This is a genomic window from Aerococcus sp. Group 2, from assembly GCF_905125285.1.
Classification (GTDB): Bacteria; Bacillota; Bacilli; order Lactobacillales; family Aerococcaceae; genus Aerococcus; species Aerococcus urinae_E.
The window spans coordinates 73,190-95,083 of the sequence record NZ_CAJHPA010000002.1 but is presented as its reverse complement, the minus strand read 5'-3'; the positions used below and the strand labels follow the sequence as shown (position 1 = coordinate 95,083).

Genomic DNA, 21,894 nt, shown 5'->3' with positions numbered 1-21,894 from the left:
TGCACGGTAATCACAGCTTATAAGAAAGCTGAAATTCTTTACTAGTGCACTGGCAAAGAAAGATAAATATTAAATATAACAATTACTTAACGTAGTGTATCTATCACTCAATTTTGTAATGGGAGGTCAATAGATTATGAAAGACTTGAAAAAATTATTATTAGGCGCAGCGGCTACAACCGCAGCAGCTGGTGTATTCTTCGCTTCTGATGCTGCAGTTGCTCAAGCAGCTGAAACTTACGATGGTGTAACCTATAACTATACCGCAAATGCTGATACTTCACAAATGACTACAGCAGATGCAGTTGCTACTACAAATGAAGCTGTTAAACATTATGATGCAGCAAATGCGAATGCTAAATTAGCTGAAAGCCAAATTGTTGCTCAAGAAAAAGCAGTAGAAAAAGCTGAAAATGATGTTACTTACGCTCAAAATGAAGCAGAAAAAGCTAAAGCTACACTAGAACAAGCACAAAAAACTGCTGGTTCAACTGCTGAAACTAAAGTTGAAGCAGAACGTGAATACAACAACAAATTAGCAGAAGCAGAGAAAGTTTATAATCAAGAAGTAGCAGCTGCAGAAGAAGCTACAAAAGCTCGTATTAATAAGAATGCTGATGCTGTAGCTAATGCTGAAAAAGCTCAAGAAGATGCAACAACTGCATTAACTAACGCAAAAGCTGTTTTAGAAACAGCTAAAGATGGTTCTGAAGAAGTAGTTGCTCAATACAAAGCTGATGTTGAAGCAGCACAAAAAGCTTTAGACGATGCTGACTTAGCTCTTCAACAAGCTAAAGATTTCGAAACCGAAGATAACGCAGCAGCTGAAAAAGAAGAAGAAGAAGCTAAGGCCGCAGCAGCTAATAAAAAAGCTGAAACTGAACGTCAAGCTAAATTCCAATACGAAACCGAAGCTAATGGTGGAAATGACCGTTACAAACAAGACGGCTTAAAAGTTGCTGTTCAAGACTATGAACAAGCAAAAGCTGAATTAGCTGAAGCCGAACAAGCCCTTAAAGTAGCGCGTACTAAATTAGATGTACACTACAACGAATATAATTTAGCTCAAGCTCAAGCTGACAAAGCTTTAGCTTACATTGCTAAACTTTCACTTAACAAGAAAGTTGACGTAAACCAAGACTTACAACATGCAAGTCAAGATTTACAAGAAAACTTGAAGAAACTTATTGGTAAAGGTTCTGAAGCTGTTGATCAAACATTAAACGATGCTGCTGCTCGTGAAGAAGCTGCTCAAGAAGCTTTAGCAGAAATTGAAAAAGGTGAAGCTGAAGCTGGTCAACAAGAAAACGAAAAACCAGCTGAAAAAGATCCTAAGGCTGAAGAAAACGAAAAACCAGCTGAAGGCGAAAAAGACAACAAGAAAGACGAAAAAGACGCTAAAGTTGTTGTCGCTAACGAAAAAGATGAAAAAGCTAAGAAAGACGAAAAAGCTAAAAAAGAAGCTAAAGCTGAAAAAGCTAACGCTAAATTACCAGCTACTGGTGTAGTTGCTGGTTCTGTTGCTGGCTTAGGTGTTGCTTTAGTAGCTGCTGGTTCAGCATTTGCTTTCCGTCGTCGTAAATAATTAACTAGCTCTTTAGAGAATAGTTAATAATATCTTAATTGCTTAAAAAAGCGTGCAAAATATCATACTCTCCCTCTACTGAACCTTGGTGCTTCGGCGCCAAGGTTTTTTGTATTCTATAGTACCTAGGTGTTGATGAAAATTAAAAGTGCTTTATAAATATTTTTTTGCTTAAAATTTTAAAAATCATAAAAAGAAATAGAAATAAAGGATAACCTTGTTAAATTAATATTTTCGTAACTAAATTGTAATTTTTGTAAATATCAATTAGAATCCTTATAAAAACTAGCTTTATTGTGTCAAAAATATGAAATATTAGCCAGAAAACACTAAAACTGTGAAGATTTTACGAAGTATAACTTGAATATAATTGAATATGTACTAAAATTAATTTATAGAGGGAGATAAAAAATTTACTTGCACAAAAGTTCAGCATTAAAAAGCTGACGTTCTTTACTAGTGCACTGGAAAAGAAAAGTACAATTTAAAATCTTTAGAGTAATATATTTTTACTCTTTGTAATGGGAGGTCAATATTATGAAAGACTTGAAAAAATTATTATTAGGATTAGCGGCTACAACAGCAGCAGCTGGTGTATTATTTGCAGCTGATAACGCTGTTGCAGATGCTGCTGAAAAAACAGAAACTACAAGACAAAGCGTTAACTTACCTACTGAACAAGATGCACAAAAAATTGCTGCTCGTTTTGAAGAAAAACAACAAGTTGTTGACGGAAAACAACAAGTTGTTAACGAAAAACAACAAGCAGTCGATGCAGCAGATGCTAAAGTTGAAAAATTTGTAGCACGCAAGGATGCAGCTCATAAAGCTTTTGACCAAGCACAACAAGCAGAAGCAGCTAAACTTCAAGCAGAAGCTAAGAAAGCTCATGACGCATATGCTGCCGCATATGACAATCCAAGTATTGGTAAATACAGTCAAGAATTGGAACAATATAAAAATAAATCCGATGCTGCAAATAAGAAGTATCAAGACTACCAAGCAATTGACTACTACAATACTAATGAGAAAACATCACCAGTTTCTAAACTCTTTTGGGCTTATCAAGCAGCCAATGATGAAGTTGGTGTAACTCGTACATATCGTGCAGAAGCAGGTCAAGCCTTAGAAGCAGCTAAACAAGACCTACAAAAAGCTGTTCATGACCGCGATTTCTTAGGCAAGTTATTGAAATCTTCTAACGAAAAAGTATATAACGAAACCATCGCAAAACTTGGTCTTGGTAAGGTAGAAGAACCTAAACCTGAAGAAGGTAAGAAAGACGAAGTCAAGAAAGACGAAGTCAAGAAAGACGAATCTAAGAAAGACGAAGTCAAGAAAGACGAATCTAAGAAAGACGAAGTCAAGAAAGACGAATCTAAGAAAGACGAATCTAAGAAAGATGAATCTAAGAAAGACGAATCTAAGAAAGATGAATCTAAGAAAGATAAATCTAAGAAAGATGACAAGAAGAAATCTGACAAAGATTCTAAAGTTGTCGTAGCTAACGAAAAAGCTAAGAAAGACAACAAAGCTAAGAAAGACGCTAAGGCTCAAAAAGCTAACGCTAAATTACCTGCTACTGGTGTAGTTGCTGGTTCCGTTGCTGGTTTAGGGCTTGCTTTAGTTGCTGCTGGTTCAGCTCTATCTTTCCGTCGTCGTAAATAATTAACTAGACCTTAAGCGAATAGTTAATAGTATCTAAATTGCTTAAATAAAAGTGCAAGATTATCTTACTCTCCCTCTAGCGGACCTTGGTGCTTTAGTGCCAGGGTCTTTCTTTGTTTATAGCCGGAAAAGGGCTATGAATCGGTCGTCTCTTAGCAAGTGACTGTGCTATAATGAATAGCGAATTGAGAAGGGATGTGGCAAGATGCGGATTATTGCCGGTGAATTTGGGGGAATCCCCCTACAAGCGGTGCCAGGATCGAACACCCGGCCCACGACAGATAAGATTAAGGAATCCATGTTTAATATTATTGGTCAATACCTAGATGGCGGGATTGTCCTTGACTTTTATGCGGGATCCGGAGCTCTGGGACTAGAAGCCCTATCGCGGGGAGCCGATGAGGTCTATGCTTTTGAACGCTTCCGCAAGGCCCAAGAAACGATCGCTAAGAATGTGGCTAAGGCACACCTTGAAGATCGCTACCACTTACTTAAAGGTGACAACCAAAAGCAGTTGAAGTCTTTACGGAAGAAAGCTCCTGACTTACAATTTGACTGGGTTTTCTTAGATCCGCCTTATAAGGGCCAACATTTAGAAGACTTGCTTCTTCAGTTTCAAGAAGAGGGCTGGCTCAGTGACCAAGTCACGGTGGTTTGTGAGTTGGATAGTCAAGATAACCTGCCTGACACTGTGGGAAACTTACACGCCTTTAAAAACGCAACCTATGGCCATACTCGGGTGGTTTGCTATCGTTTTGAAGCATAGGGCATTCAAGCTGATTTCATGAAATTGAAGTCAGCTTTTTTCGTTAACTGATGCTTTCTTTACGGATGAATAAGTAGAGAAAGAGGTGTCCTTATGCAAGCGTGGTGGGAAGAAGTCAAAAAATTATCCTTTGCTGAAATCATTGAAAATTATGGAAAGTTACTAGCCGGGGCTTTTATGGCTTTGGTTTTATTGGCTGCTGGTGTGATTTACTTGGTTTTTAATCGGGTGATTGCGCCGGCTGAGCAAGATCCAGTGGCCGCAACGGCTCTGGTGGAGTCAGTTGATCTAGAAAGCAATAGCCAGTCGGAAACATTAGAGGTAGGGCAAGAAAATACAGGTGAAGTGGAAAATGTAGAGGACCAGGGAGACGATCTAATCTATGTGGATGTCAAGGGGGCTGTCAAGTCACCCGGCCTCTATCAAGTCCAGGCAGGGGACCGTGTCCTTGATGCTATTGATTTGGCGGGTGGGCTCAATGATCAAGCCGATTCTAAACGGATTAATCTCTCCCAGCGCCTCCAGGACCAGATGGTGGTCTATGTCCCGGCCTTGGATGAAGAAGTGGGAGCGGAAGACTTGATGGCCATAACTCCTGTTTTATCTGGGGATGGCCCAACTGCAGGAAGAAGCCAGGGAGATAGTCAGAAGATCAATATCAATACTGCTGACGCCAGCCAACTCCAAGAAATATCAGGCATTGGAGAGAAGAAGGCGGCTGATATTATTCAATATCGGGAAAGTAAGGGGTCTTTTCAAACGATTGAGGAGATTACCGAAGTCTCTGGTATTGGTGACAAGACCTTTGAGAAGATCAAAGAACAAATTACTGTGAATTAAGATGAAGACGAAGATTTTTTGGTTAGCCTTGGGGATTCTCTTACTGATAGCTCTCATGCTGGCGCCATCAGTTTGGACGCTGATTTTCTACCTCTGGTACTGGGGACGGGTGATTGCCTTAAAAGATAAAGGACTATTTAAGTGGATCTTAGTCACTCAGCTATTTATGGGCCTTTATCTTTATCTCCTTAGTCAAAGGATGTCCCACTTTACCACTGGGGAGGCTGCTCTAACTTTAGAAGTGGCTATCGATAGCTTGAAGGTGGAAGGCGACTTAGTCCAGTTTAGGGGGCAAGAAGTGGCAACGGGAGAAAAGTTTCAAGTCTTCTATTACATGAAATCTGAGGCTGAGCAAGCGGCTTGGCTAAATCAAGGGCGATCCTTTCAAATCAATCTCCTAGGCCAATTAACTCCTCCCAGCGGCCAGCGTAATTTTCATGGCTTTGACTACCAAGCCTATTTAAGACGGCAAGAGATTTATTGGGTCTTTGAGGTAGAGACGGTTCAGGGTCTGGTCGATTTACCCTATTGGGCTTATTTTTGGCCCAACCTCCGCCAGAGCATCTATACCTATTTACAGAGTCTAGACTTAGGAATCTTGGCAGATTATTTCCAGGCCTTATTTCTGAATGATAAGTCAGGTATTGATCCTTCTGCAATGGCTGCCTACCAGGAAATTGGGATTATTCATTTATTTTCCCTATCTGGTTTTCATGTCAACTATTTATTAGCCTTGTTGAAGCGATCGTTACTGCGACTAGGGGTCCTGGTAGAATACTACCAATGGATCGTCTTAGCTGTTTTAGTCCTTTATGGCTGTTTGTTAGGCTTGCCTTATGGGATGATCCGGGCCATTGGGTCTTATCTATACGCCTTTGTTCAAAGAAAAACTGATCGACCTGTCGATCCCTGGGCCGGACTCGCCTGGTCGGTAGCGTTTATCCTTCTCATCAATCCTCAGGCAATTTTTTCCTTAGGCTTTCAGTTGTCCTATGCCCTAACTGCCACCCTATTAATCATTAAACAAGCGCCGCCCTTTAAGCATGCTTGGCAGGAAGAGTTCATCTTCTCCCTGGCCTGTACCTTGGTCACTATTCCTTTTCTCATTGTCAGTCAGGCTGGTTTCTCTTGGTTAGTCCTGTGGGTGAATTACTTTTATTCCTGGCTGTTTTCCGTCTGTCTCTTTCCAGGCCTTCTCCTGGTAGTGGGCTTAGGGATAGGAGGATTAGGTTGGCTAGTGACCCTAGTGGCCTGGCCCCTGACCTGGGTGATCCTTCATATAGAGAAGTTGTCGCTCTTTTTTAGTGACCTGCCCGGATTTTACTGGCTAACTGGCCATATGCCCTTTGTCTTTATTCTGCTTTATTGCTTGGTGCTCGCATATTGGTTAGACCGGCAAGTCTTAGCCAAGAGGAAAGGGCGGGGCTGGTTGGCCTTGACTTTGGCTCTCTTAGGCTTATATCTTTTTCCATATTTATCCCCTCTAGGGCAAGTAGCTGTCTTAGATATTGGTCAAGGGGATTGTATCCTCGTCAAACCGCCGTTTTCTGCCTCGGCCTACCTGATTGACGCAGCTGGCAGACCCACTTTCCCAAAAGAAGACTGGCAAGAGCGGCCCAGGCGGACCTTGTTTGAAAGTCAGATCCAGCCTGTCTTAGCGGCTCAAGGGGTACGGAGCTTAGCAGGGCTATTCTTGACTCACGGCGACTTTGACCACTATGGGTCAGCACCTGAAATCATTCGTCAAATTCCGGTGGATACCCTCTATTTACCTGTTGGCATGCAGGAAGACCATGAAGTTCTAACCATCTTGGATCAGGCGCTCAAAGCCAGTAAGAACCCCCATATCCAAGTGGTCTGGCTCCAAGCCGGTCAAAGTCTGACTCTCAATCGGTCCATGGGCCTAGAGGTCTTGATGCCAGAAGAGTCGGGAGTAGGGGAAAACGAAGACTCCTTAGCCATGTTAGGGGCCATGGGACCCTTGACTTTTCTCTTTACAGGGGATATTGATGGGGAGGCTGAGGCACAAATGGCAGAAAAGATAAAGTGCCCGATCGATGTCTTGAAGGTAGCCCACCATGGCTCTGACCATTCCAGCCCTAGTGATCTAATCGCCCAATGGCAACCCCGCTATGCCTTGATTTCAGTGGGAGAGAATAACCGCTACGGCCATCCTAGTGATCGGGTAGTCGATGATCTAGCTGCCGTCAAGGCGACAACTTTCCGCACTGACCGGGATGGGGCTATCCATTATTTTTACCTGGGAAGGCATTATGTTTTTAAGACGGTAAAAGCAGCGGGGGAAGAAGATTCTATTAGAGATTGACTTGTTTAATGACAAAGTGAACCTTGTCAGTTAAAATAGATGGGATGTGAGGAGGGGCGTCATGACTTTTCAAAGCACGATACAGAAAATAAAAGCAGGACAAGTGGATCCCATCTACCTCTTACTAGGGGAGGAGAAGTTTTTGATCCAAGAATTTGAAAATCAGTTAAGCCGAGCGGTCATTGGGGACCAAGAAGCGGTCAGTGATTTTAACTTTGTCCGCTTAGACTTAGAAGAACATTCTTTAGAAGAGGCCTTAGTCGAGGCCAATACCATTTCTTTTTTCTCTGAGCCCAAGATTATCTGGCTGACCCAGCCGGCCTTTTTAAGTACAGAAAAAGGGAAGAAGGAGGAAAATACCCAAGCCCTGCTGGATTATCTGGCTGAACCGGCTCCTGACGTGACCCTGGTCTTTGTCTGTGACTTTGAGAAATTAGATGGTCGTAAGAAGGTGGTTAAGCAGTTAAAAAAAGCCGCCAATTTGGTCGATGTTTCCTTGGCGGATGAGGCGACTACGACTAACTACATCAAGGACTATGTCAGAAATGCGGGCTACTTGATGGATCGCTCAGTCTTACAGCTCTTTTTGGAAAGAACCAATTATCAATTATCCAATGCCATGAATGAATTGGAGAAGCTCTTTCTCTTTGTGGGTCAGGAAGATCGAATTAGCAAGCACGATGTCGAGACTGTGGTGTCGCCTTCCTTGGATAATAATATCTTTCACTTGACTGACTATGTCATGGCCCACCGCCTGGAAGCGGCCTTGGACTTGTACCGAACTCTGATTCAGGAAAAGCACCAGCCCATTGCGATTTTAGCCCTCTTAGAGGCTAACTTCCGTCTTTTTAGCCAAATTGCTCTTCTATCCCGTTCAGGTTATGACCAAGGGGCTATTGCTAAGTCTTTAGGGGCCCATCCTTACCGGGTCAAGATGAGTATGAAACAAATGCGCTCCTACGATGGCCAGCAATTACTGGCGGCCTACCAGGACTTGGTGGAGTTGGATTATGAGATTAAGTCAGGCCAGGTAGACCCTAACTTAGGCATTGAATGGTTTATCTTGCGCTTTGCGGCCTAGTCAGAGATAAAAATTACACAAAAAAACACCGCTTCTTCAACGGCTTAGGCCAGTTAAGAGAAGCGGTGGCTTTTTTAATTACTTGTTTAATTTTTGAGCCATACGTGAATTAATACGGCTTGCTTTATTAGCGTGGATTAAGTTCTTAGAAACTGCTTGGTCCACTAATTTTTGAGCATGTTGGTGTAATTCTTCAACGTTGTCTGCGCCTTCTTGGACAGCAGTTTCGAAACGTTTAATAGCGGTACGCATTTCGCTGACTTTTGCAGAGTTTACTGCAGCGTTCTTTTCGTTTTGACGTACGCGTTTAATAGCTGATGCAATGTTTGCCATGGAGTCCACCTCTTTCTTTTTTCGCTTTTTCAAGTGAACAGGTCACTAACATGAATATTATACAGAAATTTGACCAGGCTGGCAAGAGAAATTTTACTTAGTCCTTGGAAGCTTAAAATAGGGTTTAGGTCCTAGTCGTGATAAACTAGATAAGAGAAAAGAAAAAATGGAGTGAAGTATAGTGGACGGCAAGTTTGAATTAGTATCATCCTACCAACCTAGTGGGGACCAACCCCAAGCCATCAAAAAACTGGTTGAAGGGGTGGAAAATAACGATAAGGCCCAGGTCCTTTTGGGCGGTACCGGGACCGGGAAGACCTTTACCATGGCTAATGTCATTGCGGAGACCAACCGGCCGACCCTGGTCTTAGCCCATAATAAAACCTTAGCGGGGCAACTGTATTCAGAGCTCAAGGAATTCTTCCCCCATAACGCAGTCGAATACTTTGTCTCTTACTATGACTACTACCAACCAGAGGCCTATGTGCCTTCGAGCGATTCCTATATTGAAAAATCGGCCTCAGTCAATGATGAGATTGATAAGCTTCGCCACTCAGCCACCTCATCGATTCTGGAACGCCGGGATACCATCATTGTGGCTTCGGTGTCCTGTATCTACGGTTTAGTCGACCCAATGGAATATAAAAACCATGTCCTTTCCATCCGCCAAGGCCAAGAAGTTGACCGTAACGACTTTATGCGGCGTTTGGTGGATATGCAGTATGAGCGTAATGACATTGAGTTTCGCCGTGGGACTTTCCGCGTCCGTGGCGACGTGGTGGAAGTCTTCCTGCCTTCCCGTGACAGTGAAGCCATCCGGGTAGAGTTCTTTGGCGATGAAATTGATCGGATTCGTCAAGTTGATGTTTTGACCGGTGAAGTCAAAAATGACGTCAAACACTATCCCATCTATCCAGCCACTCACTTTGTGGTTGATTATAACAAGATGCAAAGAGCGGTTGACTCGATTGAGGCTGAACTAGAGGTCCAATTGAAGAAGTTTAATGACGAAGGCAAACTCTTAGAGGCCCAACGTCTGGAACAGAGAACGCGCTATGATATCGAAATGCTATTAGAAATGGGCTATTGTAACGGGATTGAGAACTATTCCCGCCATATGGACGGTCGGGCCCCGGGTCAACCCCCATATACCTTGCTGGATTTCTTCCCTGACGATTACCTACTCATGGTTGATGAATCCCACATGACCATGCCCCAAGTACGCGGCATGTACAACGGCGACAAGGCCCGCAAGGAACAGCTAGTCGATTATGGTTTCCGCCTGCCTAGTGCCTTAGACAACCGGCCTTTGAAATTAGCTGAATTTGAAGAACGGGTCAACCAAGCTATCTATGTTTCCGCTACCCCTGGAGACTATGAAATTGAGAAGTCTAATGGCGAAGTCGTGGAACAAATTATCCGGCCAACCGGTCTCTTAGACCCCAAAGTGGAAGTTCGCCCGATTAAGGGTCAAATTGATGACTTGATTAGTGAAATTAATGAGCGGGTAGATAGAGGCGACCGGGTCTTTGTCACCACCTTGACCAAAAAAATGTCAGAAGACCTGACTGATTACTTAGAAGAGGTCGGCATTAAGGTGAAATACCTACACTCGGATATTAAAACCCTTGAGCGGACCGAAATTATCCGTGACCTCCGTCTGGGCGTCTTCGATGTTCTGGTGGGGATTAACCTCCTGCGGGAAGGGATCGATGTGCCAGAAGTGTCTCTGGTGATTATCTTAGACGCAGATAAGGAAGGGTTCCTCCGTAATGAGCGGTCGCTGATCCAAACCATTGGCCGGGCTGCCCGTAATGAAAATGGCCATGTGATTATGTATGCCGATACTGTGACCGGGTCCATGCAGGCGGCCATTGATGAAACCGCTAGACGGCGGGCGATTCAAGAGGCTTATAATGAAGAACATCACATCACCCCGAAAACCATCCAAAAAGAAATTCGTGATTCCATCCGCATTACTACCGCAGTGAACAATGCAGAAGAAAATGAATCGCTCATGGATACCATCCGGGGCATGAACCGCAATGAAAAAGAAGAAGCTGTCCACAATGTGGAATTAGAAATGCGTCAAGCAGCTAAAGATCTGAACTTCGAAAAAGCGGCTGAATTGCGGGATATCATCTTAGAACTTAAGGCGGAATATAAGATTAAGTGATGTTGGTCAATTAAATAAACCATGCTCATTAACAGTAAAAAGTAAAGAACCACAAAAAAGCTCCCCATTGCTACAACCTGCATGGGGAGCTCTTTGCGCTTCAGATTTAATTTTTGTTTTCTTTTTTAACTAGTCCTCATTATCATCACTGGAGTCATGCTCTGCTTCCAATTTTTCTAAGTCGTCAGCTAAGTCTTGACCTTCAGCAGTGTCCAAGCTAGTGATGAAGCGGTCCTGTTGGTCTGGATCTTCACTCTTACTGTGGATAACATGGAGCTGGGGTGTGGTTTCTTCCTCTTCAGCTGGATCAGGACTTTCTGGTTCATCGTTCCAGTCTTCTGCTTGCTCATCTCCCTGGTCAGCTGCCGCTTCTTTAATGGCCCTTGGAAATGCAGGTAAGAGGGTGCTGGATAAGCTTAACCAGGCTACTCCTAAGGACAAGCCGGCCACGATGTCGGAAAAATAATGAACACCAAGGTAGACCCGACTGAGGGCAATGGCTAGGCAGAGCACACCGGTAGCAATTCCTAAAATTTGGCGCTTCTTGTAAGAACGGACAAAGTAAAAAGCAATTAAGCACAAGCCCCCATACATTAAGACGCTCCCCATGGAATGGGCGCTAGGGAAGGAATAACCGCCTTGTTCGATAAGGGGTTGGATAAAGCTAGGCCGGGGGCGTTTAACAATATACTTAATACTTTGGTTACCAAGCAGGACACCAAGGATGAGTTGGCTAGAAAACCAAATCCCTAGGAAGCGATACTTGAAGTAATAGAGGATGGCACTGATAATGAGAGCGGCAATAATAATATAAACCGTGGTCCCAATTTCAGTGAAGTAGGCGACAAAGGTCTGCCACCATTGAGGTCCCCAAGCAAACAGTGCCCCACCAATCGCTTGATCAGCCCCTTGGATAAAGGCAGGATGGATGGCTGCCGTTAAACAAATTAAGGCGAAGGGGATCAAGGCAAGTAGCGAGCCAAGTAAATGGGGGAAGAATGTTCGATCTAAATGTTTCATAAGTCTTCTCCTTTATTATAATTATCTTTATTTTAAGTGAAAAACTGAAAAAAGGCCAAAAAATGCTGGTGAAATCGAGTGAAATTAGGGATATTTCTTGCAAGTTTAGCCGATTTCTCGTATAATGACTGCTGTGCTATAGCACAACCATTTTCTTGGTCAGCCGAATCACCAACGGCTTACTCAGACTATGGAAGAATACAAGAGAAAGAAAGGTGAATATAATGGCATTAACTAAAGAAGAAAAAGACGCTATTATCGAAAAATACGCAACACATGAAGGGGACACTGGTTCTGCTGAAGTACAAATTGCTTTATTAACTGCAGATATCAACAACCTTAACGAACACGCTAAAACTCATAAGAAAGACCACCACTCTTACCGTGGTTTAATGAAGAAAATCGGTCACCGTCGTAACTTATTAGCTTACTTACGTAACAAAGACGTTACTCGTTACCGTAACTTAATTAAGAGTTTAGGTTTACGTCGTTAAGAGAAATTGAAAGCGAGATTCTTTGGAGTCTCGCTTTTTTTAAAGTAAAATCTAGCTAAAAGCCCCCATAGTGACCTCTTACTAATCAAAGTTATGTGCTTTAGAAAAAACATATAACCTTGCTTAGTAGGTGGTTGGGGGAGAAAAGGAGTAAATATGTCTGAAAAACAAGTATTTAAAATGAATTGGGCGGGCCGTCCGCTCCAAATCGAAGTCGGACAACTGGCTAAACAGGCTAATGCTGCGGCCTTGGTCCGCTACGGAGATACTGTTGTCTTAACCGCTGTTGTTGGGGCTAAGGAAGCCAAAGAAGGCCAAGATTTCTTCCCTCTTACAGTGAATTATGAAGAAAAACAATATGCTGCTGGTAAAATTCCAGGCGGCTTCATAAAAAGAGAAGGCCGGCCAACTGAACATGCCACTTTAACTGCCCGTTTGATTGACCGTCCTATCCGACCAATGTTCCCAGAAGGTTTCAAAAATGAAGTCCAAGTGATTAACACCGTCATGTCCGTAGATAACGACTGTAGCCCAGAGATGGCTGCGATGTTAGGGTCTTCCGTGGCCTTAACCATTTCGGATATTCCTTTTGATGGCCCTATTGCGGGAGTCAATGTTGGTCGCGTCGATGGTAACTTAGTGATTAACCCAACCCTAGACCAACAAGCCCAATCTGATTTGGAATTGACTGTTGCTGGGACTCAAACTGCTATTAATATGGTGGAATCCTCTGCCCAAGAATTAAGTGAAGAAGAAATGTTAGAAGCCTTGATGTTTGGTCATGCGAACATTAAGGAACTTTGCTACTTCCAAGAAGAGATCCGTCAAGCAGTTGGCCAAGAAAAAATGCCTTTTGAAGCGGAAGCTTTTGCTCCAGAAACTGAAGCGGAAGTCTATACTCGCTACCATCAAAAAATGGTAGACGCTATCCAAATCTTTGACAAGTTGGAACGTGAAGAAGGCGTTCAAGCGGTTAAGGACGAAATGATTGAGTTTTACGATAGCCAATTCTTAGATGACGAAGACTTTGTGGCTAAACATAATCAAATTGTGGCCCTAGCTGATAAGTTAGAGTATGACGAAGTTCGCCGTCTGATTACCGAAGACAAGGTCCGTCCTGATGGGCGTAAAATTGACGAAATTCGTCCCCTCTCTTCCGAAGTAGGGCTCTTGCCACGGGTTCATGGGTCCGGTTTATTTACCCGGGGACAAACCCAAGTCCTCTCCGCATGTACCCTAGCCCCTCTATCTGAATACCAACCCTTGGATGGGATTAGCCCTGAAACCGAACGGCACTTTATCCACCACTACAACTTCCCTCAATATTCAGTGGGATCCACTGGACGTTACGGGTCACCAGGCCGTCGGGAAATTGGTCACGGGGAATTAGGTCATCGGGCCTTACAAAGAGTGATCCCTTCCCAAGAGGAATTTCCTTATACCATTCGTTTAGTGGCTGAAGTCTTAGAATCTAATGGGTCTTCTTCTCAAGCTTCTATTTGTGCAGGGACGCTAGCCTTGATGGATGCTGGTGTGCCGATCAAAGCACCCGTAGCGGGGATCGCCATGGGCTTGATTATGGATCAAGAAGATAACAATAAATATACTATTCTAACCGATATCCAAGGCCTTGAAGACCACTTAGGCGATATGGACTTTAAGGTGGCCGGAACCAGACAAGGGATTACTGCCTTGCAAATGGATATTAAAATCAAAGGAATCACTGAAGATATCCTTCGTGAATCCCTAGCCCAAGCTAAAGTTGCCCGGATGCAACTATTGGACCACCTCCAAGGCACCTTGGATGCACCACGTGACCATCTCAGCCCTTATGCACCGAAGATTAAGATGATTCAAATTAAACCTGAAAAGATCGGTGAAGTCATCGGCAAGGGTGGCGAAACCATCGATAAGATTATCGAAGCTACCGGAGTCAAGATTGATATCGATGACGATGGTCAAGTAAGTATTTCTTCGAGTGATGAGGCCATGATTGATAAGGCCATTGAAATCATTGAAGAACTCACCTTGGAAATTGAAGTCGGCCAAGTCTTCACTGGGACCGTTACTCGGATTGAAAAATTTGGCGCCTTCGTCCAATTAACCCCTAAACAAAACGGGATGGTTCACATTTCTGAACTCCAACATAAACGCACCAATAAGGTTGAAGATGTGGTTCAAATTGGTGACCAAGTCAAAGTCAAAGTCATTGAAGTCGATAACCGCGGTCGGATCAACCTCTCCATGAAGGCGTTGACCGACAAAGACGCTGAATAAGTTTAATTTTTATAAAGGAAGGCTGGGACAAAAGTTCTAGCCTTTTTTAGTAGCAAGGCTCTAATCAAAACCTGCTCCAAACGCAGAGCAAGCGTCCTTTTTCTTCCAGCGGTCTTGCTCTTTGACTCGCTTGGCGCACTCTTTTTTGCCTAATACTACTTTACAATGAAGTTAATTTGTGAAAGCCTTGATAATTTGGTAAAATGAGTTATAAGCTTGATCGAACATGAAAATAGAGGAAGTGTAAACATGACAAAGAAATATAATATCGCTATTGTGGGTGCGACCGGAGCTGTGGGCGAACAACTCCGTTATTTATTAGCGCAATCCAAGATTCCTTACGACAAGGTACGTTTACTGGCTTCTAGCCGTTCTGCTGGAAAAGAATTAAGCGTGGGCGATGAAAAATATACTGTAGAAGAGTTAACTGATGATTCTTTTGAAGGTATCGATATTGCCTTTTTCTCAGCTGGTGGCGATCGCTCTAAGGAATTTGCGCCTAAGGCTGTTGAAGCCGGAGCAGTTGTGGTGGATAACACCAGCGCCTACCGGATGGATGAAGACACTCCTTTGATTGTCCCAGAGGTTAACCAAGAAGCCATGGATAACCACCACGGTCTCATCGCCAATCCTAACTGTTCAACCATTCAAATGGTGATGGCCCTTAGACCAATCGAAAAGGCTTTCGGTTTAAAGCGGGTCATTGTGTCGACCTATCAAGCGGTTTCTGGTGCAGGGACTCGGGCTGTTTTGGAAATGGAAAATCAATTCCGCGATATCTTATCTGGTGATGCGATTGACGAACCTAAAATTTTACCGGTAGCTGGTGATGAAAAACATTATCAAATGGCCTTCAATGTCCTGGCGCAAATTGATAAGTTCCAAGATAATCACTACACCTTTGAAGAAATGAAGATGACCAATGAAACCAAGAAAATCCTAGGTCGTCCTGATTTACCGGTTTCAGCAACCTGTGTCCGAGTACCAGTCGTTAAAGGTCACGCCGAATCCGTTTATATCGAAATTGACCGTGATGATGTGACTATTGAGGACTTGATGGCTGTTTTAGACCAAGCAGACAATGTGATTGTGGAAGATGATGTGAAGCAACAAGTCTATCCTCAACCCGTTAATGCAGTCAACCGTCCTGAAACCTTTGTGGGACGGATTCGCCAAGACCTAGATGTGAAGAATGGTTTCCATCTATGGATCGTTTCCGATAATTTATGGAAGGGTGCGGCTTATAATTCCATCGAGATTGCCGAAACCTTAATTGCTCGGAATTTGATCTAAAAGCTATAAAAGATGAAGTGAGCATCTTTACCAATAGGTTATAAAGATGCTTCTTTCCTTTATAAAGAATTTTTGTAAGAAGAAAGAGGAGTTGTAATGAGTGGAATAAGTATTATTCCATTGGGTGGTGTTCGTGAAGATGGTAAGAACATGTACCTGGTCGAAGTCAATGATAAGATTTTTATCTTAGACTGTGGCCTAATCTTCCCACCTGATGAAATGTTAGGGGTCGATATCATGATCCCTGATTTTACCTATGTCATCGAACACAAGGATAAGGTAGCTGGGGTCTTTTTAAGCCACGGCCATGCTGATGCGATTGGGGCCCTGCCTTATCTCTTAAAAGAGGTTAATGTTCCTGTCTTTGGGACGGAATTGACCATTGAATTAGCTAAGATCAATTGTAAGAAGCGTGGGGTGAAGAACTTCAAAGACTTCTACGTGATCGATGATTCTAACGAGATTGATTTTGACGATGCCGTTGTTAAGTTCTTCAGCACGACCCACACGGTCCCAGAATCACTGGGGATTGCAGTCCAAACTGAAGAAGGCAGCATCGTCTATACCGGGGACTTCAAATTTGATTTGACGGTTGGTGATGGTTATAAGACCAGCTTTAACCGCATTGGCGAAATTGCCTCATCTGGCGTAATTGCCCTCTTGAGTGATTCTCAACATGCGGATTCCTATTTTGAGAATACCTCGGAAGAAAAACTGGAACAGGCCATTTTAAAGGAAGTGGACAAGGCTAGCGGACGGGTCGTCTTAGCCACGGTGGATAGTAATATATTACGGATCCAACAAGTCTTAAATGTGGCGCGGGCAACTAACCGCCATGTCTTCTTATCAGGCGACCAAATTGAAGAAATTATCGATGTGGCCATCCGCTTGAACAAGCTCACCATCCCTTCCAAGAACCTGATTCAACCTAATGACAATTTAAAGAACTTTGCTGATGACGAAATTATTATCTTGGAGACTGGCGAATACGGGGAAATCCTAACCAATTTACAAGCCATGTCCAAGGGCTCGCACAAGAATATTAAAATTCAAAAGGGCGACTTAGTCTTGATTACTTCGAGTCCATCCGTGGGCTTAGAAACCGTGATGGCTGATACTGAAGATGAGATCTACCGGGCTGGTGGTCATGCCCTCCAAGTCTTATCGGCTTATAAATCCAGTGGTCACGCTTCACCCAAGGATTTGGAAGTCTTGATTGGCCTTTTCAATCCAGACTATGTGGTGCCTGTGTCGGGAGAATACCGTCTCTTACATGCGCATGGTAAAATTGCTCAAAGCCTGGGCTATGATGATGACCATATCTTCCTACTTGAAAAGGGCGACGTCCTTAAATACGAAAAGGGCAAACTTCGACTAGCCAGCTCAGTTCCGTCTGAGAATGTCTTGGTTGATGGGAGTGGGGTTGGCGATATTGGTAATATTGTCTTACGTGACCGCCGGATTCTCTCAGAAGATGGAATCTTTGTGATTGTCTTGACCATTTCGAGAAGTCAAGGCAAGATTCTTTCCCAACCGGAAATCATTTCTCGGGGCTTTGTCTTTATGAAGGAAAGTACCGACCTCCTTAACGCCAGCAAGGAACTGGTGCGTGAAGAGGTTGAGAAGGCCCTAGCAGATCCGAAGAACTTTGACTGGGCCGACTTAAAGGGTAAAATTCGGGAAGTGGTGGCTAAATACCTCTACAAGGAAACCAACCGCCGTCCCATGGTTTTACCGGTGATCATGGAATCTTCTCACCGTCGCGGTAAGCGTAATTTCAAGAAAGAAAACCAAAAGAATAGTTCCAATCAAAAGAATAATTCCAACCAAAAAAATAACTCCAAGAAAAATAATAAACCGAATCCAAAAAACAAGCGCAATAAAAATCACAAGAAACAAGATGCGAAATCCTAGCATTAGAAAGGACTAAGTTATGAAATCTTCCCAACGTTTAGTGATTATCGTTGAAGGCTTACTTTACCTAGCCTTAGCTTTTCTTATTCAGTTAATTTTCCCAGCGGTTATTTCCGAGTGGGGAATTGCTTTGAGAATTGGCTATACCTTGCTGATTTACTATGCTTTCAGGCGCGGAAATTTTGCCGGAAGTTTCGCTGGTCTCTTGTTAGGAGCCGTTTCCTGCATTGGACTGGATAACCCGGCTGACCATATAGGTCAAATTATTGGTATGATTATCGCTAGTGGTTGTTTAGGCATTGCGGGTCTCTTTGCCCGTAATTTACAAAGGACCTTGCATAATCGTCGGATGGGATCGGCCTATCTTAACTTGGTAACCGGCACTATCCTGGCATGGCTAGCCTATTTCTTAGTACGTTTCCTGACTTATGAATATTTAGTCAGTGATCTTAGCCTAACCACCCAGGTTAACTTCCAACAAAATGCCCTGTCAGCCTTGGTGAATATTGCCCTTAGCCTGATTATCTTGATTGTGATTATGAATGTTTCGGCTAAGAACTTTATCCCTAAAAATACGCCTTATATATCAAGGCGTGAGCGTTCTCGCTTACTGAATGATGATTAAAGCAAATACAGCCCAAGGAAGCTGGAGCACTGGCTCCAGCTCTTTTGCTTATTAGGGGAAGTATGCCTTTTAGTTTTTATTTTTATTTATTGTGAAATTTGCTATAATCTTATTTAGTTTGAGAGAGAGGTTAGGATTTATGACCAATTGGGTAAATATTTTAATTATTGCCATTATTTTAATTAATACGGTGTCGGCGATTTATACGGTTTTTCGCCAAGAGCGGCCAGTAGCGACGATTTGGGCTTGGTTACTTGTCCTAATCTTATTACCGGGACTAGGCTTTGTGATTTACTTTTTCTTGGGGAGGAAAATTTCTGATAAACAGATCTTCCAATTGAATGAGAAGGAAGCCATGGGGATGACTACCCTAGTCAATAAAAACATTGATGACTCGGGCAAACAGCGTTTTATCTCTGACTATGATCCTGAACTGCAAGAATTAATTATCCTGCTTTACCGCTCTAATTTTTCAATTTTAACCGCTAATAATGAGGTTGAAATCTTTGATGAGGGCAAGGAAAAAATTGAAGCCCTCTTAAAGGATATCGCAGCTGCCAAGCATCATATTCATATCCAATACTATATCCTTACTCCTGATGAGGTCGGTAACCGGGTCTTAGACGCCCTGACTAAAAAAGCCCAAGAGGGGGTTGAAGTCAGGCTCCTCTATGATGCCCTAGGAAGTCGTCAGTTAAAGGATAAAGATTTAGAAGCGCTTAGAGCAGCTGGGGGAGTGGCTTCGGCCTTCTTCGGTTACTCGACCTGGATTCAAAATTTCCGCTTGAACTTCCGTAACCACCGCAAAATTGTTGTTATTGACGGACGGGTTGGCTATATCGGCGGCTTTAATATTGCTAAGGAATATATCGGTAAGGGGCCCTTGGGTTACTGGCGCGATACCCATTTAAGGGTAGTTGGCGAGGCGGTTCAAGCCCTGCAAAGTCGCTTTGTGGTTGACTGGTATGCGTCAACGGACGAGGATACTAGTCTCTTACTGGCTGAACCTGAATTGGCCCATGACTATTTCCCCTTATTCCCGGTTGAAGATAAAGTTCCTATGCAAATTGTTTCCTCGGGACCTGAAGATGAAACCGACCAAATTAAGATGGGGTATTTGAAGATGATCACCATGGCCAGGTCACGGATTTACTTGCATACGCCTTACTTTATCCCGGATTCACCGATTTTGGAGGCTTTGGAACTTGCTGCCCTGTCTGGTATTGAAGTCCATATCATGATCCCATGTAAGCCAGACCACCCCTTTGTTTATCGGGCCACTGAATACTATAGTAAGGAAGTCTTAGCCTCTGGCGTCCATGTCCACCGTTATGACAAGGGTTTCTTGCATTCCAAGATGATGATTGTGGATGATCGGATTGCCAGTGTGGGGACCGCCAACTTCGATATTCGTTCTTTCCGCTTGAATTTTGAAGTCAATGCCTTTATCTATGATAAGGCGGTGGTGGCTGAATTGATTGCTCAATATGAACGTGACTTAGAGGATTCGACGGTTTTGACCCAAGAATACTTCGACAATCAATCCGGCTGGAAGAAGTTCAAACAAAAGGGTTCTCGTCTCTTAGCACCGATTTTATAAACATATAATTTAATTTCAAAAGCAGAACAGAAGCTCATTACGGATGCTCATTAAGATTAATTGATAAATAAAAACCAGTTTACTCTCTGGGGGATTTCTTAGTGCTTCGCTTAGGAAGGACATCAAGAAAGTGAGTAAACTGGCTTTTTCTTAGTTAAACGATGATTGAGAAGTTATTTTGGTGATGGTAGAAGTTTTTATTTAGTAAAGTGCTTGAATCAGGATGAATAAGTGCTCATTCTAGGCATTGGGTTCCCAGATGGCAAGGATTTCTTGCTTAGGAATCATAAAGTTAACCTCGCTATCGATATCTTCAAAGATAACCATTTGACTTTGGGGATGGGAAGAATATTTTTGAAAATAGCCAAAGAGGGTGTCCTTGGTATACATATTACCCATATTGCGTCTAACGGTAATGTAGACGGGAAGCTGTTGTTTTTGGTAGTACTTTATCTGGTTGGATAGGGCGTCATTTTCTGAACTAGGCGCTAGGTCTGTAAGCTTTTCAGCGGGGGTTTTATTAATGGACTGTAACGGTCTAGCGACGTTTGTCTGTGAACTTAACGGGATAATATTATGAATTAAGCTATTCCATGAGAACGATTGACTTGGATTTTGCATCTTAGACCCTCCTTAAATAATAAAAATAAACAATTTCAGAACGTTTGTTCTAACTGATTTATAGTATAGCGAACGTTCGTTCTGGTGTCAAGTGAAATTCGAACAGATGTTTTTTATAGGTGAGAAAGTTTTTAAGTGAAGTAAAATCGCTTCAAAGGGATAAATCTATGCTAAAATGAACTTAACTCTAATAAAGATCGTGTGGCTGCCTGTTTATTCCAGGCGACACTTAGTCATGAAAAGAATAAGGACTTTTAATTATTTACTTTATTTAAATAATTTACGACAAGTCTTTTAATTTGTGGTATGATACACTTTATAAACTTTTAAAGGATGAAAGGTGTTCTATGAAATCGAAAGGATTATTGGTTGTGCTTTCAGGACCCTCTGGGGTAGGTAAAGGGACGGTCCGTAAAGCATTATTTGAGACTGATCAAGAAAAAAATCAATTTTTCTATTCCGTTTCAGCAACTACACGTCAACCACGTGAAGGGGAAGTAGACGGAAAGGATTATTTTTTCGTATCGCGAGAAGAGTTCGAGAAAATGATCGAAGATGAAAAGTTGTTAGAATATGCGGAATATGTAGGGAATTTTTACGGGACACCCCTGGATTACATTGATAAAATGACAAATGCAGGAAAGGATGTCTTCTTAGAAATTGAAGTGCAGGGTGCCTTGCAGGTAAAACGGCGGATGCCTGATGGGGTTTTCATTTTTCTGGCGCCACCAAACTTAAGAGAATTGGAATCACGCATTGTTAACCGGGGAACGGACAGTCCAGAAGTGATTGCGGAACGGATGGACAAGGCTCGTACCGAGTTGCAATTAATGACCCAATATGACTATGTGGTGGAAAATGATGATGTGGATCTAGCAGTAAAACGGATCCAAACCATCATTAAGGCAGAACATTTGAAAGTTGACCGTTTTATTGACGATATTGTTGAGAATTATCTAGGAGAGGGAGATTAAATATGATTATTTATCCATCGATTGATTCTTTGTTAAAGCAAGTAAATTCTAAATATTCTCTGTGTACCATTGCCGCTAAACGGGCCCACGAACTTCAAGAAAACCAAAATCCGATGTTAACAGACTATCATTCTCCTAAGTATGTTGGCCAAGCCTTAGAAGAGATTAATTCTGGTGACTTAGGTATTGATCCAGATTCTTTAGCTAAGGACGAAAGCCTTAACTAATAATAACCACGAACAAAGATCGGTTAGCCGGTCTTTTTTTCGTGCTTAAGAAAACTAGAGATAGTTGGAAGCTG

The 21,894-nt window shown here is 42.8% G+C and carries 18 protein-coding genes; 15 read left to right on the top strand and 3 right to left on the bottom strand.

What is annotated here, in order from left to right; genetic code table 11:
* Positions 1 to 136 precede the first annotated feature (136 nt).
* The 6 genes from JFU01_RS02800 (at position 137) to holA (ending at position 8,266) form a co-directional block, all read left to right on the top strand.
* Positions 137 to 1,585 carry an LPXTG cell wall anchor domain-containing protein gene (locus JFU01_RS02800; RefSeq protein WP_195856002.1) on the top strand — a complete coding sequence of 483 codons (1,449 nt, stop codon included), beginning with the start codon at positions 137 to 139 and terminating at the stop codon, positions 1,583 to 1,585.
* 537 nt (positions 1,586 to 2,122) lie between these two features.
* Positions 2,123 to 3,253: an LPXTG cell wall anchor domain-containing protein gene (locus JFU01_RS08875; RefSeq protein ID WP_232617430.1), complete on the top strand. Its 1,131-nt coding sequence runs from the start codon at positions 2,123 to 2,125 to the stop codon at positions 3,251 to 3,253.
* Positions 3,254 to 3,437: 184 nt separating this feature from the next.
* A complete protein-coding gene (rsmD, locus tag JFU01_RS02790; protein ID WP_267995839.1) occupies positions 3,438 to 4,019 on the top strand; it encodes a 16S rRNA (guanine(966)-N(2))-methyltransferase RsmD in 582 nt (193 codons plus the stop codon).
* Positions 4,020 to 4,112: 93 nt separating this feature from the next.
* Complete coding sequence (locus JFU01_RS02785; protein ID WP_195856562.1) at positions 4,113 to 4,859, top strand: helix-hairpin-helix domain-containing protein; 747 nt, start codon at positions 4,113 to 4,115, stop codon at positions 4,857 to 4,859.
* A 1-nt stretch (position 4,860) separates the two neighbouring features.
* On the top strand, positions 4,861 to 7,185 hold the full coding sequence (locus tag JFU01_RS02780; RefSeq protein ID WP_195856563.1) for a DNA internalization-related competence protein ComEC/Rec2: 2,325 nt from the start codon (positions 4,861 to 4,863) through the stop codon (positions 7,183 to 7,185).
* A gap of 61 nt (positions 7,186 to 7,246) precedes the next feature.
* Entirely contained in the window at positions 7,247 to 8,266 is a 1,020-nt protein-coding gene (gene holA / locus JFU01_RS02775) for a DNA polymerase III subunit delta (RefSeq protein ID WP_195856564.1), read from the top strand.
* A gap of 78 nt (positions 8,267 to 8,344) precedes the next feature.
* Here holA and rpsT read toward each other — a convergent pair whose 3' ends face one another.
* Entirely contained in the window at positions 8,345 to 8,599 is a 255-nt protein-coding gene (rpsT, locus tag JFU01_RS02770; RefSeq protein ID WP_060777862.1) for a 30S ribosomal protein S20, read from the bottom strand.
* A 181-nt stretch (positions 8,600 to 8,780) separates the two neighbouring features.
* Between rpsT and uvrB the strand changes: the two genes are divergently transcribed.
* Positions 8,781 to 10,775: an excinuclease ABC subunit UvrB gene (uvrB, locus tag JFU01_RS02765; RefSeq protein ID WP_013668746.1), complete on the top strand. Its 1,995-nt coding sequence runs from the start codon at positions 8,781 to 8,783 to the stop codon at positions 10,773 to 10,775.
* Between the two features lie 129 nt (positions 10,776 to 10,904).
* Here uvrB and JFU01_RS02760 read toward each other — a convergent pair whose 3' ends face one another.
* On the bottom strand, positions 10,905 to 11,795 hold the full coding sequence (locus JFU01_RS02760; RefSeq protein WP_195856565.1) for a phosphatase PAP2 family protein: 891 nt from the start codon (positions 11,793 to 11,795) through the stop codon (positions 10,905 to 10,907).
* Positions 11,796 to 12,019: 224 nt separating this feature from the next.
* On the opposite strand from JFU01_RS02760, the gene rpsO reads away from it, so the two are divergent.
* The 6 genes from rpsO to cls all read left to right on the top strand — a co-directional run bounded on the left by rpsO (position 12,020) and on the right by cls (position 19,998).
* Complete coding sequence (gene rpsO, locus JFU01_RS02755; protein ID WP_013668480.1) at positions 12,020 to 12,289, top strand: 30S ribosomal protein S15; 270 nt, start codon at positions 12,020 to 12,022, stop codon at positions 12,287 to 12,289.
* 156 nt (positions 12,290 to 12,445) lie between these two features.
* Positions 12,446 to 14,566: a polyribonucleotide nucleotidyltransferase gene (gene pnp, locus JFU01_RS02750; protein WP_070558516.1), complete on the top strand. Its 2,121-nt coding sequence runs from the start codon at positions 12,446 to 12,448 to the stop codon at positions 14,564 to 14,566.
* 249 nt (positions 14,567 to 14,815) lie between these two features.
* On the top strand, positions 14,816 to 15,859 hold the full coding sequence (locus JFU01_RS02745) for an aspartate-semialdehyde dehydrogenase (protein WP_195856566.1): 1,044 nt from the start codon (positions 14,816 to 14,818) through the stop codon (positions 15,857 to 15,859).
* Between the two features lie 96 nt (positions 15,860 to 15,955).
* Complete coding sequence (locus JFU01_RS02740) at positions 15,956 to 17,773, top strand: ribonuclease J (RefSeq protein WP_198434179.1); 1,818 nt, start codon at positions 15,956 to 15,958, stop codon at positions 17,771 to 17,773.
* A 19-nt stretch (positions 17,774 to 17,792) separates the two neighbouring features.
* A complete protein-coding gene (locus tag JFU01_RS02735) occupies positions 17,793 to 18,398 on the top strand; it encodes an energy-coupled thiamine transporter ThiT (RefSeq protein ID WP_060777868.1) in 606 nt (201 codons plus the stop codon).
* A gap of 139 nt (positions 18,399 to 18,537) precedes the next feature.
* Positions 18,538 to 19,998: a cardiolipin synthase gene (cls, locus tag JFU01_RS02730; RefSeq protein WP_111851810.1), complete on the top strand. Its 1,461-nt coding sequence runs from the start codon at positions 18,538 to 18,540 to the stop codon at positions 19,996 to 19,998.
* Positions 19,999 to 20,238: 240 nt separating this feature from the next.
* Here the strand turns inward: cls and JFU01_RS02725 are convergent, their stop codons facing one another.
* Positions 20,239 to 20,619: a hypothetical protein gene (locus JFU01_RS02725; RefSeq protein ID WP_195856568.1), complete on the bottom strand. Its 381-nt coding sequence runs from the start codon at positions 20,617 to 20,619 to the stop codon at positions 20,239 to 20,241.
* A 347-nt stretch (positions 20,620 to 20,966) separates the two neighbouring features.
* Here JFU01_RS02725 and gmk point away from each other — a divergent pair, with 347 nt between their 5' ends.
* Complete coding sequence (gene gmk / locus JFU01_RS02720) at positions 20,967 to 21,593, top strand: guanylate kinase (RefSeq protein WP_064293552.1); 627 nt, start codon at positions 20,967 to 20,969, stop codon at positions 21,591 to 21,593.
* A 2-nt stretch (positions 21,594 to 21,595) separates the two neighbouring features.
* Positions 21,596 to 21,820: a DNA-directed RNA polymerase subunit omega gene (gene rpoZ, locus JFU01_RS02715; RefSeq protein WP_013669681.1), complete on the top strand. Its 225-nt coding sequence runs from the start codon at positions 21,596 to 21,598 to the stop codon at positions 21,818 to 21,820.
* Positions 21,821 to 21,894: the final 74 nt, after the last annotated feature.

What these genes read in the sequence shown, in the direction of transcription:
- pnp (WP_070558516.1), top strand. Translation starts at nt 12,446, where the DNA reads ATGTCTGAAAAACAAGTATTTAAAATGAATTGGGCGGGCCGTCCGCTC.
- rpsT (WP_060777862.1), bottom strand. Translation starts at nt 8,599, where the DNA reads ATGGCAAACATTGCATCAGCTATTAAACGCGTACGTCAAAACGAAAAG.
- rpsO (WP_013668480.1), top strand. Translation starts at nt 12,020, where the DNA reads ATGGCATTAACTAAAGAAGAAAAAGACGCTATTATCGAAAAATACGCA.
- JFU01_RS02800 (WP_195856002.1), top strand. Translation starts at nt 137, where the DNA reads ATGAAAGACTTGAAAAAATTATTATTAGGCGCAGCGGCTACAACCGCA.
- cls (WP_111851810.1), top strand. Translation starts at nt 18,538, where the DNA reads ATGACCAATTGGGTAAATATTTTAATTATTGCCATTATTTTAATTAAT.
- JFU01_RS02785 (WP_195856562.1), top strand. Translation starts at nt 4,113, where the DNA reads ATGCAAGCGTGGTGGGAAGAAGTCAAAAAATTATCCTTTGCTGAAATC.
- holA (WP_195856564.1), top strand. Translation starts at nt 7,247, where the DNA reads ATGACTTTTCAAAGCACGATACAGAAAATAAAAGCAGGACAAGTGGAT.
- JFU01_RS02740 (WP_198434179.1), top strand. Translation starts at nt 15,956, where the DNA reads ATGAGTGGAATAAGTATTATTCCATTGGGTGGTGTTCGTGAAGATGGT.
- rpoZ (WP_013669681.1), top strand. Translation starts at nt 21,596, where the DNA reads ATGATTATTTATCCATCGATTGATTCTTTGTTAAAGCAAGTAAATTCT.
- JFU01_RS02780 (WP_195856563.1), top strand. Translation starts at nt 4,861, where the DNA reads ATGAAGACGAAGATTTTTTGGTTAGCCTTGGGGATTCTCTTACTGATA.
- JFU01_RS02725 (WP_195856568.1), bottom strand. Translation starts at nt 20,619, where the DNA reads ATGCAAAATCCAAGTCAATCGTTCTCATGGAATAGCTTAATTCATAAT.
- JFU01_RS08875 (WP_232617430.1), top strand. Translation starts at nt 2,123, where the DNA reads ATGAAAGACTTGAAAAAATTATTATTAGGATTAGCGGCTACAACAGCA.
- JFU01_RS02745 (WP_195856566.1), top strand. Translation starts at nt 14,816, where the DNA reads ATGACAAAGAAATATAATATCGCTATTGTGGGTGCGACCGGAGCTGTG.
- JFU01_RS02760 (WP_195856565.1), bottom strand. Translation starts at nt 11,795, where the DNA reads ATGAAACATTTAGATCGAACATTCTTCCCCCATTTACTTGGCTCGCTA.
- gmk (WP_064293552.1), top strand. Translation starts at nt 20,967, where the DNA reads ATGAAATCGAAAGGATTATTGGTTGTGCTTTCAGGACCCTCTGGGGTA.
- JFU01_RS02735 (WP_060777868.1), top strand. Translation starts at nt 17,793, where the DNA reads ATGAAATCTTCCCAACGTTTAGTGATTATCGTTGAAGGCTTACTTTAC.